This is a genomic window from Streptomyces sp. NPDC051064 (assembly GCF_044455985.1).
Classification (GTDB): Bacteria; Actinomycetota; Actinomycetes; order Streptomycetales; family Streptomycetaceae; genus Streptomyces.
In genome coordinates this window covers 580,912-593,562 of the sequence record NZ_JBITFK010000005.1, presented here as the reverse complement: position 1 = coordinate 593,562, position 12,651 = coordinate 580,912, and the positions used below count along the sequence as shown (strand labels likewise).

Below are 12,651 nucleotides of genomic sequence, written 5' to 3'. Positions count from 1 at the left end.
CATGCCTCTCATCCCCGAGGAGCCTCAGATTCCCGAGAGCGCCCAGGGTCCCCGCGTCACTCCGGCCGCCGGCCGCACCGCGCCGACCCCCCGTCCCGTACCCGGCCCGCGTTCCGCGGCCACGCCGCGTCCCGGAAGCCCGGGCCGTGGCCCCGCCAGGCCCGCGCCCCCGGCGCCGCGCCCGCACCCCACCTCCGCCTCTCCCGCTGCTCCGGCCCCTGCCGGGCAGAAGCTGCCCGAGGAACGTCCGGCAGCACAGTTCCAGCTGATCCCGGCCCCGGCCGACGGCGCGATCGACGCCGCCGACGAGGCCGTCGACCTGCTGCTCGACTCCGGGCGGGCACCTGGCGACATCCTGGTGCTCACCACCGGCGAACAGCACCCCTGGGCCGCGCACGAACTCTCCTTCGGAGAAGCCAGGTACTGGGCCCAGCACGACGCGGGTGACGACGTCTTCTTCGCCCGCACGGCAAACGCCGGCCGGTACGCCACCCGTTCCGTCGTCGTCGTCGCGGTCAACAGTGACCTCGACGACGCGGCTGCCCGGGCGCTGTCCGGTGTGCGGGAGCGCGCCGGCGCGCTGCTGATCGTGTGCGGAGACCCGCAGCAGATCAACTCGGCACTCGGCGCGGGAGTCTGAGCCGTACGTCCGTGGGCCCCGGCCATCCGTGAGGACGGCCGGGGCCCACGTCCCGTTTCAACGGGCGGCGCTTCGCCGCAGTGCCTCGGCCGCACCGCCCCCGGTGCGGAGCGGGCCTGGGTCATGGTCGGCGGAGGCGTCCGCCAGGGCCGACGGCGTCGACAGGAGCGTCGGCCTGCGTCCGCCCCGGCCCTCACCGAGGACCTGCCAGCCTCCACGCGTCAGAGTGATGTAGGCCCCGCAACGGAGGCCGTGCAGCGTGCAGGCGTCCCTGAGCCCCCACATCCAGGCCCCGTCCTCCTCCGTCCAACGCTCGTCGCCCTCGCGGCAGTAGAGCAGTACGGCGGTACGCACCGGGGTGCGGCGGCGCAGATCGTGCGGGATCACCCGGCGCAGATGCGCCAGCAGGGCGTTGCGGAACTCCCAGCCGTCCGTGGCCAGGCTGGGCCGCCGGGCGAACGAGGCGCTCGCCGTGAGGCGTTCCTCATGATCGAGGACGGCGACGACCGCGGTCGCCGGAGTCGGCCGGTGCCGTGCGTGGAGGCCGCTGACGACCTCACGCGGACTGCGCAGCAGAGGTATGCCCGCCGCAGCCCACTCGGCCGGTTCGAGCATCCTGGCGACGTGGTTGACGGAGCCCGCGGACGCCGACAGTGAAGTGGCTGCGGACGGAGCGAATCCGAAGGTCACGGTCCTCCCTTCGCTACGCGCCCACGGTGCGGGCAGGGTCGAGTGAGGGCGCGCCGCAGCACAGCCCTTCCGGGCCCGCGAAGAGACCGTGCGGGGAGCGATTCCAATTCTTCCTGTCGCATCGGCAGGCGGCAACGAGCAATTGGCGCGGCTGACTGGTATCTGACGGAATGACACAGATATCCCTGCCCGTTCGGCGTCGAACGAAGCCAATCGTCAGGCCTGGACTGCGAGGACCAGCGGAAACACTCCCTCCGCTCCCGCGCGCCGGAGCAGCCGTGCCGCGACGGCGAGGGTCCACCCGGTGTCGGAGAGATCGTCCACGAGCAGGACCGGCCCTCCCGCGGACGCGAGCGACTCCGCCAGCGGGGGCTCCACGACGAGGGCCTCGTGCAGCGCCCTCACCCGCTGCGCGCTGTTGGTCTGGGAGATGCGCAGGTCCTCGCTGCCCGGAGCGTAGGTGACCGTGCCCAGCAGGGGCATCCGGCCAACCTCGGCGATACGGCTGCCGAGTGAGTGGACGAGTTGGGGCCTGCGGCGTGAGGCGACCGTGACGACTCCGACCGGCCGGGGTGCAGCGTCCGGGGCTCCGGAGGCCCAGCCGCCGGGGCCCTTCGCCCAGTCGGTGATCACCGTGACGACCGCGCTCGACACGTCGTCGGGGACGGGGGCGTCCTGTGCCTGCGCCGCGAGCAGCGGACGGAGCCTGTTGCCCCAGCCGATGTCCGAGAGCCTGCCGAGCGCACGGCCCGGGAGGGCCAGTTCGCCGGCGGGGATGCGGCCCTTGAGATCGATCCCCACCGCGGAGAGCCCCGTGGGCCACATCTTGCGCGGCTCCACCTCCACCCCCGGCCTGTCGAGCTCGCCGCGCGCCCCGTCGAGGGCGGCGGTGGAGACCTTGTCGTCGAACCGCGCACCCGCGCAGTTGTCACAGCGCCCGCACGGCGCGGCCTCCTCGTCGTCCAGCTGGTGCCGGAGGAACTCCATGCGGCATCCGGCCCCCGACGCGTAGTCGCGCATCGCCTGCTGCTCGGCCGCCCGCTGCCGCGCGACCCAGGCGTAGCGCTCGGCGTCGTACATCCACGGTTCGCCCGTGGAGATCCAGCCGCCCTTCACACGCTTCACCGCACCGTCGACGTCCAGCACCTTGAGCATCGTCTCGAGGCGGGTGCGCCGCAGGTCGACCAGCGGTTCCATGGCGGGCAGCGACAGGGGCCGGCCGGCCTGGGCGAGGACGTCGAGGGTCCGGCGGACCTGCTCCTCCGGAGGGAAGGCGACCGAGGCGAAGTACTGCCAGATGGCCTCGTCCTCCTTGCCCGGGAGCAGCAGGACCTCGGCGTGCTCGACTCCGCGCCCCGCGCGCCCGACCTGCTGGTAGTAGGCGATGGGCGAGGACGGCGACCCCACGTGCACGACGAAGCCCAGGTCGGGCTTGTCGAACCCCATGCCGAGCGCGGACGTGGCCACCAGCGCCTTGACCCGGTTGGCCAGGAGATCGTCCTCGGCCTGCTGGCGGTCGGCGTTCTCCGTCCGGCCGGTGTACGACACGACCGTGTGTCCGCACTGGCGGAGGTAGGCCGTGATCTCCTCGGCGGCCGCGACCGTGAGCGTATAGATGATGCCCGAGCCCGGCAGCTCCCCGAGATGGTCGCCCAGCCAGGCCAGACGGTGCGCTGCGTTGGGCAGTTGGAGCACTCCGAGGCTGAGACTCTCCCGGTCCAGGGGGCCCCGCAGCACCAGCGCGTCCGTGCCTGCCCCCGTGCCGAGCTGCTCCGCGACGTCCGCGGTCACCCGTGCGTTGGCGGTGGCCGTCGTGGCGAGCACGGGAACGCCCGCCGGAAGATCGGCGAGCATGGTCCGCAGCCTTCGGTAATCCGGCCGGAAGTCATGGCCCCAGTCGGAGATGCAGTGCGCCTCGTCAACCACCAGCAGACCCGTGGCCGCGGCGAGGCGCGGCAGCACCTGGTCCCGGAAATCGGGGTTGTTGAGTCGCTCAGGACTGACCAGCAGCACATCCACCTCGCCCGCCGCCACCTCCGCCTGGACGGTGTCCCACTCCTCGGTGTTGGAGGAGTTGATCGTTCGGGCGGTGATACCGGCCCTGGCCGCGGCCGCCACCTGGTTGCGCATGAGGGCGAGCAGGGGCGAGACGATGACCGTCGGCCCGCTGCCCTGGGCGCGCAGCAGCGATGTCGCCACGAAATACACCGCGGACTTGCCCCACCCGGTCCGCTGGACGACCAGGGCTCTGCGCCGGTCGGCGACGAGGGCCTCGACGGCCCGCCACTGGTCCTCGCGCAGCCGGGCGGTGCCGGTGGCGTCCCCGACCAGACGGGCGAGTACGGAGTCGGCCGAGGCCCTGAGCTCTGCGCGGTCTGCGTTGGTCATGCCCCCATGCAACCCGATGCCTACGACAAACCGCGAACGGTGGGCCATGCCTGTGGACAAAGTTATCCACAGGGGTCGCGGAAATCCGTGGCCCGCGGGACGGTCGTGCCATGAACAAGCACGAGGAAACCACCGGACCGTCCGGGGCCCAGCAGGTCACCCTGCGGGGCCCCGCCGAACTCGCCGATGCTCTTCCGTACCTGATGGGTTTCCATCCGAACGACAGCGTGGTCATGGTGGCCCTGCACGGCGGCCGGGGCCGCTTCGGCGGCCGGCTCAGGCTGGGCATCCCGCAGGAACCGGAGGAGTGGGCGCCGGTCGCCGACCAGCTGGCGCGCTGCCTGATCGCGGGAAGCGAGAGGCGCGAATCCCGCCCTGACGCGATCGTCGTCTTCCTCTGCCAGGACCCTGCGGAGGGAGAGAGCGCGCCGCAGACCATGGAGCGGCTGAGGCCGCTCGCCCAGCGCCTGCGTACGGCCTGCGGGGCGCTCGACGTTCCCGTCCTCGAAGCGCTCTGCATCTCGGACGGCCGTTACTGGTCCTACTGCTGCCCCGACGACCGCTGCTGTCCGCCCGAGGGCAATCCGCTGGCGCTCCCGGGCACGACGGTGATGGCGGCCGCAGCCGCGTACGCCGGTGTCCAGGTGCGTGGGTCGCTGCGGGACATGGAGGCGCGGCTCGTGCCGTGGGACTCCGCGGCGGCACAGGAGCAGGAGCGAGCCCTGGACTCGGCGGGTGCCGTCCTGGTCTCCCGCATCCTTGACGTCGACGGGCGCGGGGAGGTGGCGCGGGAGACTCTCGCGCTCGCGCGGGACCTCATGGAACGCATGGGGAACGCACCGCCCTCCGGTTCGGCAGGGACGGACGGCGGTGACGATGTCCTGATCGCACCCGACGAGGCGGCGGCGCTGATCCTGGGCCTTCAGGACCGCGATACCAGGGACCGGGCCGCCGAGTGGATGGAGGGCTCCGAGGCCGAGACAGCACTCCGGCTGTGGCGCGCTCTCGCCCGCCGGTGTGTCGGGCCGTACGTGGAGCACGCCGCGGCGCCGCTCACGCTGGCCGGCTGGGTCTCGTGGTCCACCGGCGACGAGGCGGGCGCCAGGGTGGCACTGGGGCTCGCTCTGCGCGCGGACCCCGACTACACCTTCGCTCAGCTGCTGCACCAGGCGTGCAATCAAGGACTGGATCCGGAGACGCTGCGTCGCTGTCTCCGCGGGGAGCGCATGCTGCGCGAGAGCGGAGGCGCCGGCGCCCCGCAGGAACGCGGCAGCGGGCGCCGTCCGGAGCGAAGGACCGAGTCCCGGCCCCCGCACACTCCGGCGGCGAGGCGCAAACGGAGGGCGACGGAGCGGCCGGCACCGGGCGTCGCCTCTCGTCCGGGCTCGTCCGTGAGCCGGGGCCGGGCCCGTGACACCACCCGGCGGCTGGGTCAGCGTGGTGCAAGGAGCCGCGATTGACGGAGATGCCGCGGGGGTGGACGGAAGCCCTCCTCCGGCCCGGCCACGCGGGGGAGGCAACCGGGAGCCGGGCGCGGAACAGGTGTCGCGAAGGGAGTGTTTATCGTCAGGAAGACGACTATGATTTCCGCATGCCGCCCTACGACCCGTCGACCTTCCCGCCCTTTGCTGTCACCGTCGACCTGGTTGTCCTCACGGTGCGACGTCACGCCCTCTGTGCGTTGGTGGTACGCCGTGGCGAATCGCCGTTCCAGGGGCGGTGGGCACTACCCGGCGGATTCGTCAGGGCCGATGAGGACCTCGGTGCTGCGGCAGCGCGTGAACTCGTCGAGGAGACCGGGCTCTGTGCTCACGATCCGGCCGCCCCCGCCGTCGGGAACGGCGCACATCTCGAACAGCTCGCCACCTACGGCGACCCGGGGCGTGACCCTCGGATGAGGGTCGTCAGCGTCGCGCACCTCGCGCTCGCGCCCGACCTCCCGGCTCCTCGTGCGGGCGGGGACGCGAACAGCGCCCGCTGGGCACCGGTCGAGGACCTGCTCGGGCCAGGGGGCAGCTTCGCCCGCGACGGCGACCAGTCCGCGCCGCTGGCCTTCGATCACGCGAGGATCCTCGACGACGGGGTGGAACGGGCCCGTTCGAAGATCGAGTACTCCTCGCTGGCCACGGCGTTCTGCCCGCCGGAGTTCACGGTCGGGGAGCTGCGCAGGGTGTACGAGGCGGTGTGGGGTGTGGTCCTCGACCCCCGGAACTTCCACCGCAAGGTCACGGGTACGCCCGGCTTCCTGGTGCCGTCCGGCGGGACGACCACGCGGCAGGGGGGCCGGCCCGCCCAACTGTTCCGGGCCGGGGCGGCGACCGTGCTCAACCCTCCGATGCTGAGGCCGGAAGTCTGAGCGGGGCCGTGTGCCGCGGGGCCGGCGGCACACGCACCTGCGGAACGCCCATAGAAGCACCGGTGCACACAAAGTCTGAAATGTCGCGTTATCTTGCTGGGGTAATCCACCCTGCCGCCGAGCGGTCTCACCCTCAGCGAGAGAAGCGATGCTCCAGGCCATCGGACTCACCAGCGCCCCCCACCGCGACCGTCCGCCCGTCGTGGACGACCTGACCTTCGAAGCCCCGCCCGGAAGTGTCACCGCACTCCTCGGCGCTCCTGGCTCCGGCAAGACCACCGCCCTTCGGCTGATGCTCGAGCTCGAAGCGGGCAGGGGCGTCACCTACTTCAAGGGCCGCCCGCTGCACCGCATCGGCCATCCCGCCCGCGAGGTCGGGGTGCTGCTCGGGGATGTGCCGGGGCATCCTGCGCGCACCGCGCGCGGCCAGCTCCGCATGCTCTGTGCCGCAGCGGGAGTTCCCGCCTCCCGGGCGGACGAACTGCTCGAAGTCGTCGGCCTCGCAGGGCTGGGGGACCAGCGCATCGGAACCCTCTCCGCCGGCATGGACCGGCGGCTCGGCCTTGCCTCGGCGCTGCTCGGCGACCCCCATACGCTCGTACTGGACGAGCCCACCGAAGGCCTTTCGCCGCGCGAGAGGAGCTGGCTCCACGGTCTGCTCCGCGCACACGCGGCCGAGGGCGGCACGGTCCTGCACACGACGGGCGATCCCAAGGAGGCCGCTCGCGCGGCCGACCGCGTGATCACCATCGACGAGGGGCGCCTCGTCGCCGACCAGGAGGTCGCCGACTTCTCCCGCACCCGTCTGCGGCCCCGGGTCGCCGTGCGGACGCCGCACGCCGCCCGGCTGGCCGCAGTGGTGAGCCGCGAAGCCCGCGCCGCCCAGCGCTCCGTCGAGGTGGTCGCCGAGGACGGCAGTCGGCTCTCGGTGTACGGCAGCAGCTGCGCGGAGGTCGGGGACACGGCGTACCGGCACGGCCTCCCCCTCCATCAACTCGCCGACGAGACCGGGGACGCGGGCCCGGTGGCCGCCCCGGCCCGAGGGCCGGGCGGCGGTCCGGTGAGGGCCGTCCTACCGGAGCCCGCCTCGGCCGTGGCGATCTCGAAGCTGCCGCCCCCGATCCCCGTGCGCCCGGCCCGTGGTCCGCTCCGGCCCATGCGGTACGAGCTGCGCCGCCTCTTCGGCGTCAGGACAACCGCCCTGATCGTGGCGGCCGTTCTGGTCGTGTCGGCGGCCCTCTCCGTGCTGCTGGCCCGCTCCGGGAGGACACCCCTGCCGGATCTGCTGGTGGCCTGGCCGGACCTGCTGCCGCTACCGCCCGCCGCGTTCGCGGCCGGGCTGCTGGGCGCCCTCTCCTTCGGTGACGAGTTCCGCTACCCGGCGCTCGCCGCCGGGCGGGGGACGGTCCCGCGCCGCCTCGGACTCCTGGTGGCCAAGCTGGTGGTCTCGGCGGGCGTCGCGTTGCTGCTCGCCCTGCTCTCCGTACTGGCGGACGCCGAAGCCCTGCGTCTCGTCTACGGCTCCGACTTGGTGACCGTCCCGGCTGACGCGCCTCAGCTCGCCGCCAGTTGGGCGGGCCTGTCGGTCGGGTGTGCCTGGGCGGGCCTGCTCGGGGCGGGTGTGTTCCGGCTGACCGCTGCCGGAGTCGCTGCCGTACTGGCGGTCCCGGTCCTTGTGGTGCCGCTGATGCAGAAGCTTCTCGCGGGACCGTCCGCGGGTTCGATCACAGGACTGCCGAGCCGGCTGCGTGAACTGGGCTGGGCGCAGTGGCCGTACGAGACGGACCGCTGGGCCATGGCCGCGGTGCGGGTCGTGGCCCAACCCGTGGGGCTGGCGCTTTCCCTGTCGTTGTCTGCCTTGATCTGTGCGTATGTGTTCACCAGCCTTCGAGGGAGAGCCCGTTGGTGATCGTTTGGCCCGGCACCTGCAGCTACTTGCAGGCAACTCTCCTGAAAAGATGCGATTTCTACCGATAAGGCGTCAATTGAGAGGCGGATGCCGATCACCCTTTCGTGTGCTTTTCAGCAAAGACCTCAAGGGGCGGGTGAGCCGCGCCGACAAAGGATGCGTGAGTACCCTTGCGCACACCATGATGACCGCCGCCCGCTCTGCCGACTCCGGCCTCGCCGGTCCGGGCGAACTCGACCGCTACCCGTACACGGAGGCGCCGGCCGGCGAGCGTGCCGCCCTCCGTTCGTGGGGTGGCGCCGAATCCGAACTGGGGCGGGTGAGCCGACGCGGCACGGCCAGCCGCGGCCGTGGACTTCACGGCCAACTGGTCCAGCAGCTCGGCCAGATGATCGTTTCCGGTGACCTCGGTGCCGACCGGCCGCTCGTCCCGGAGGAGATCGGTCAGCGATTCGAGGTATCCCGCACCGTTGTGAGGGAGTCCCTGCGCGTTCTCGAGGCCAAGGGCCTTGTGAGTGCCCGGCCCAACGTGGGCACGCGGGTCCGCCCGGTGAGCGACTGGAACCTGCTGGACGCCGACATCATCGAATGGCGCGCTTTCGGTCCGCAGCGTGATGATCAGCGCCGCGAACTGGAGGACCTCCGCTGGACCATCGAGCCGCTGGCCGCCCGGCTGGCGGCCGGTCACGGGCGTGAGGACATTCAGCAGCGCCTCGACGACATGATCGAGATCATGGGGCACGCGATGGGGCAGGGAGACGCCATCACGTTCTCCAGGGCCGACGCGGAGTTCCACGCCCTGCTGATCCAGGCGGCGGGCAACCGCATGCTCGAACACCTCTCCGGGATCGTGTCGGCGGCCCTGCACGTTTCGGGCGGACCCGTCACCGGCTGTGACCGGCCCGCCGAGGCGTCCCTCGGTCACCACGCACGGATCGTGGAAGCCCTCGCGTCAGGCGATTCCGCCGGCGCCGAGGCCGCGATGCGACAGCTGCTGGTCGGCCACACCGATGGCGAGCGAGTGGTTCCCGCGCCTCGCGAGCACTGAACGCCGCCAGACCGGGGTATGCGAACCATGTGCTGCCGGGCCCAGGCGGTTCGGCGGCAGGTTCGCGCGGAGATGTGACCTCTGGGTCTGTTTGTCGCGAATGAGGTGTGACTGGGGCCACGCGAATTGGGCGTAACACTCCTCGAAACAGTGCGATGACTTAAGAGGTGACCGCCGCGGAAGGAATACAGCAGCCACACAGTGCGCTGTGCAGTTCTGAGGCCAAGCCCGCGCCGTTGGCACATCCCCAGCCGACGGTCGTCGGTTCCAGCCCTCTCCAGGGCCGGGCCGGAAGCCGTTTCCATCGTTCCGAGAGGTTGTTCGTGTCGGCCAGCACATCCCGTACGCTCCCGCCGGAGATCGCCGAGTCCGAGTCTGTGATGGCGCTCATCGAGCGGGGAAAGGCTGATGGGCAGATCGCCGGCGATGACGTGCGTCGGGCCTTCGAGGCTGACCAGATTCCGCCAACCCAGTGGAAGAATGTTCTGCGCAGCCTCAACCAGATCCTCGAGGAAGAGGGTGTGACGCTGATGGTCAGTGCCGCGGAGTCGCCTAAGCGCGCCCGCAAGAGCGTCGCAGCGAAGAGCCCGGTCAAGCGCACCGCCACCAAGACTGTCGCGGCCAAGACCGCCGTGACGCGGACCGTCGCGGCATCTGCCGCCCCGGCGGCCGAGAGCGCGGACGTGGCGGCCGACGACGCTGCCGTTGCCGCTCCTGCGAAGAAGACAGCAGCCAAGAAGACGGTTGCCAAGAAGACAGCCGCGAAGAAGACCGCGGTCAAGAAGACCGCCGCCAAGAAGTCCGGCAAGCAGGACGACGAGCTCCTCGACGGTGACGAGGCGGTCGAGGAAGTCAAGGCCGGCAAGGGTGAGGAAGAGGAGGGCGAGGGCGAGAACAAGGGCTTCGTCCTCTCCGACGACGACGAGGACGACGCGCCTGCGCAGCAGGTGGCCGTCGCCGGCGCCACGGCCGACCCGGTCAAGGACTACCTGAAGCAGATCGGCAAGGTCCCCCTCCTCAACGCCGAGCAGGAGGTCGAGCTCGCCAAGCGCATCGAGGCCGGCCTCTTCGCCGAGGACAAGCTCGCGAACTCCGACAAGCTCGCGCCGAAGCTCAAGCGCGAGCTGGAGATCATCGCCGAGGACGGCCGCCGCGCCAAGAACCACCTGCTGGAGGCCAACCTCCGCCTCGTGGTCTCGCTGGCCAAGCGCTACACCGGTCGAGGCATGCTCTTCCTGGACCTCATCCAGGAGGGCAACCTCGGGCTGATCCGCGCGGTCGAGAAGTTCGACTACACCAAGGGTTACAAGTTCTCCACGTACGCCACGTGGTGGATCCGCCAGGCGATCACCCGCGCCATGGCCGACCAGGCCCGCACCATCCGTATCCCGGTGCACATGGTCGAGGTCATCAACAAGCTCGCGCGGGTGCAGCGCCAGATGCTCCAGGACCTGGGCCGTGAGCCCACCCCGGAGGAGCTGGCCAAGGAGCTCGACATGACCCCCGAAAAGGTCATCGAGGTCCAGAAGTACGGTCGCGAGCCGATCTCCCTCCACACCCCGCTGGGTGAGGACGGAGACAGCGAGTTCGGAGACCTGATCGAGGACTCCGAGGCGGTCGTGCCGGCGGACGCGGTGAGCTTCACGCTGCTCCAGGAGCAGCTGCACTCCGTGCTCGACACGCTCTCCGAGCGTGAGGCGGGCGTCGTCTCGATGCGTTTCGGTCTCACCGACGGCCAGCCGAAGACGCTGGACGAGATCGGCAAGGTCTACGGCGTGACGCGTGAGCGCATCCGTCAGATCGAGTCCAAGACGATGTCCAAGCTGCGCCACCCGTCGCGTTCGCAGGTTCTGCGCGACTACCTCGACTAGATCGCGGACAGACATGGCCCGGGGCCCGGAACCTCTTCAGGTTCCGGGCCCCGGGCCATGTGCGCATGCGGTCGGCACCGGGGCGGATGACGCTGAGTGGGCACTGTTCACCTCGGCGTCAGGAGTCTCCATGCCCCGCCTTCTCGTCCGTGTCCTTCCCGCCGCGTCCGCCCTTGCGGTCGCGGCGGCGCTGATACCCCTCGGCCCTCCGGCGCCCGCCGCGGCGGACAGCATCATCGTGGGCGGGAGGCCGGTGGCCGTCGCGGACAGCCCGTGGGTCGTGGCCCTGTCGAGCCGTGACCGGTTCGGAGGAACCCGCGCGGGCCAGTTCTGCGGGGGAGTGGCGGTCGCGCCCACCAAGGTACTCACGGCGGCACACTGCCTCAGGGAGGACGTCCTGGGGGCCGCCGTCCCGGAGATCCGGGATCTGCGGGTCATCGCCGGACGCGACGAGCTGAGCGGGCCGGGCGGCCAGGAGATCCCCGTGCGATCGACGTGGGTCAATCCGGGGTACGACCCGCACACGAACGCCGCGGACCTGGCGGTCCTCACCCTGGCCAGGACGTTGCCCAAGGGCAGCGTCATCCCGATGGCCGGGGCCGGGAATGCGGCGTACGAGCCGGGCACCGAGGCGACCGTGTACGGCTGGGGGGACACCACCGGGTACGGCGCCTACGCCTCAGGGCTGCGCGCGGCCACGGTACGGGTGCTGGCGGACGGCGACTGCGCCCGGGCCTACCCCGGCGGCACACAGGGCGCGTACGACGCCTCATCGATGCTTTGCGCCGGTGACACCGCCGGCGGGCGGGATGCCTGCCAGGGGGACAGCGGAGGCCCGCTGGTGGCCCGTGGGCGCCTCATCGGGCTGGTCTCGTGGGGCAGCGGCTGCGGGAGCCCCGGCAGCCCCGGGGTGTACACCCGGGTGTCCGCGGCGATCCGGTGGATGGCCGACGGGAGCTGAACCGCGGAGACCGCACAGCCACGATCACCGCCACATCGCGTCGGAGCGTATGAGAACGGGCGGCTTTCCCCGAGGGGAGGCCGCCCGCCGGCCGGTCCTGGACCGTGCCCATAGCTCGTCGTGGATGCGAGGTGTCAGTGTTGATCCTCGTCGGCGGCACTGGCCTGCACGGCAGTGAGCCGATCTGTCTCATCCTGTATTTCCGCGGCGATCTTCTTGAGTTCCGGCTCGAACTTGCGCCCGTGGTGGGCACAGAAGAGCAGTTCACCGCCGCTGATCAGGACGACGCGCAGATATGCCTGGGCGCCGCAACGGTCACAGCGGTCTGCTGCGGTCAGCGGGCTCGCGGGGGTCAGAACAGTAGTCACGTCGCCTCTTCTCTAGCTCGACGAGCTGTCGTACCAGGGTCAACATCCAACCAGGCCGAAAACGTTCCCGCTCGTGGCATTTCTTCGAAACTTCTTCTCAGGATGGCTGTCTGTTGCCGGTTGGCGGCGAATGTGCCGTATTGCGTAGCGCTACGGTTTCGCGTTGCTTGTGTGGGCCGGTCCGCCGGCTGGCTTGCCGGTTGTTCATGAGGACGTGCCCGGAGCCTAAATGGTTCATGCCTCGAAGGGAACGTGATGTGCACGTCACCCTAACGAATGATCGAACGCGTATGCGAGGCTGGACTAGCATAAGGATTCCCCCTGGGTGGCGTTACAACCGCTCTACCAGGCCTCGGTAGGCTCTCAGCGGCTACCGAGGCCGAGCCCGATACCCACCGGGCCCCCAAATGAAATTCAGCG

The 12,651-nt window shown here is 70.9% G+C and carries 10 protein-coding genes; 7 read left to right on the top strand and 3 right to left on the bottom strand.

From position 1 onward, the window contains the following. Position 1 precedes the first annotated feature (1 nt). Positions 2-640 (top strand): hypothetical protein, encoded by a 639-nt coding sequence (locus ACIBCU_RS20870; RefSeq protein ID WP_362930009.1) that lies wholly within the window; start codon positions 2-4, stop codon positions 638-640. Positions 641-697: 57 nt separating this feature from the next. Here ACIBCU_RS20870 and ACIBCU_RS20865 read toward each other — a convergent pair whose 3' ends face one another. Both ACIBCU_RS20865 and ACIBCU_RS20860 read right to left on the bottom strand, forming a co-directional pair. Then, positions 698-1,330, bottom strand: coding sequence for a hypothetical protein (locus tag ACIBCU_RS20865; RefSeq protein ID WP_362940996.1), 633 nt, complete (start codon positions 1,328-1,330; stop codon positions 698-700). Positions 1,331-1,546: 216 nt separating this feature from the next. Beyond that, entirely contained in the window at positions 1,547-3,718 is a 2,172-nt protein-coding gene (locus ACIBCU_RS20860) for a RecQ family ATP-dependent DNA helicase (protein WP_399232979.1), read from the bottom strand. A gap of 110 nt (positions 3,719-3,828) precedes the next feature. Between ACIBCU_RS20860 and ACIBCU_RS20855 the strand changes: the two genes are divergently transcribed. The 6 genes from ACIBCU_RS20855 to ACIBCU_RS20830 all read left to right on the top strand — a co-directional run bounded on the left by ACIBCU_RS20855 (position 3,829) and on the right by ACIBCU_RS20830 (position 11,863). After that, positions 3,829-5,178, top strand: coding sequence for a DUF4192 domain-containing protein (locus ACIBCU_RS20855; protein WP_399232977.1), 1,350 nt, complete (start codon positions 3,829-3,831; stop codon positions 5,176-5,178). Positions 5,179-5,309: 131 nt separating this feature from the next. After that, positions 5,310-6,074 carry an NUDIX domain-containing protein gene (locus tag ACIBCU_RS20850; protein WP_399232975.1) on the top strand — a complete coding sequence of 255 codons (765 nt, stop codon included), beginning with the start codon at positions 5,310-5,312 and terminating at the stop codon, positions 6,072-6,074. 148 nt (positions 6,075-6,222) lie between these two features. Further along, positions 6,223-7,983 (top strand): ATP-binding cassette domain-containing protein, encoded by a 1,761-nt coding sequence (locus ACIBCU_RS20845; RefSeq protein ID WP_399232973.1) that lies wholly within the window; start codon positions 6,223-6,225, stop codon positions 7,981-7,983. Positions 7,984-8,164: 181 nt separating this feature from the next. Further along, positions 8,165-9,031 carry a FadR/GntR family transcriptional regulator gene (locus ACIBCU_RS20840; protein ID WP_399233068.1) on the top strand — a complete coding sequence of 289 codons (867 nt, stop codon included), beginning with the start codon at positions 8,165-8,167 and terminating at the stop codon, positions 9,029-9,031. A 323-nt stretch (positions 9,032-9,354) separates the two neighbouring features. Further along, positions 9,355-10,902 (top strand): RNA polymerase sigma factor, encoded by a 1,548-nt coding sequence (locus tag ACIBCU_RS20835; RefSeq protein WP_099176733.1) that lies wholly within the window; start codon positions 9,355-9,357, stop codon positions 10,900-10,902. Positions 10,903-11,032: 130 nt separating this feature from the next. Then, complete coding sequence (locus ACIBCU_RS20830) at positions 11,033-11,863, top strand: S1 family peptidase (protein ID WP_399232971.1); 831 nt, start codon at positions 11,033-11,035, stop codon at positions 11,861-11,863. 134 nt (positions 11,864-11,997) lie between these two features. On the opposite strand, the gene ACIBCU_RS20825 is transcribed toward ACIBCU_RS20830, so the two are convergent. Further along, on the bottom strand, positions 11,998-12,231 hold the full coding sequence (locus ACIBCU_RS20825; RefSeq protein ID WP_104789587.1) for a hypothetical protein: 234 nt from the start codon (positions 12,229-12,231) through the stop codon (positions 11,998-12,000). Positions 12,232-12,651: the final 420 nt, after the last annotated feature.

Excerpts from the sequence above, each read along its gene's own strand:
- ACIBCU_RS20845 (WP_399232973.1), top strand. The coding sequence starts at position 6,223 with ATGCTCCAGGCCATCGGACTCACCAGCGCCCCCCACCGCGACCGTCCG.
- ACIBCU_RS20850 (WP_399232975.1), top strand. The coding sequence starts at position 5,310 with ATGCCGCCCTACGACCCGTCGACCTTCCCGCCCTTTGCTGTCACCGTC.
- ACIBCU_RS20855 (WP_399232977.1), top strand. The coding sequence starts at position 3,829 with ATGAACAAGCACGAGGAAACCACCGGACCGTCCGGGGCCCAGCAGGTC.
- ACIBCU_RS20830 (WP_399232971.1), top strand. The coding sequence starts at position 11,033 with ATGCCCCGCCTTCTCGTCCGTGTCCTTCCCGCCGCGTCCGCCCTTGCG.
- ACIBCU_RS20840 (WP_399233068.1), top strand. The coding sequence starts at position 8,165 with ATGATGACCGCCGCCCGCTCTGCCGACTCCGGCCTCGCCGGTCCGGGC.
- ACIBCU_RS20870 (WP_362930009.1), top strand. The coding sequence starts at position 2 with ATGCCTCTCATCCCCGAGGAGCCTCAGATTCCCGAGAGCGCCCAGGGT.
- ACIBCU_RS20860 (WP_399232979.1), bottom strand. The coding sequence starts at position 3,718 with ATGACCAACGCAGACCGCGCAGAGCTCAGGGCCTCGGCCGACTCCGTA.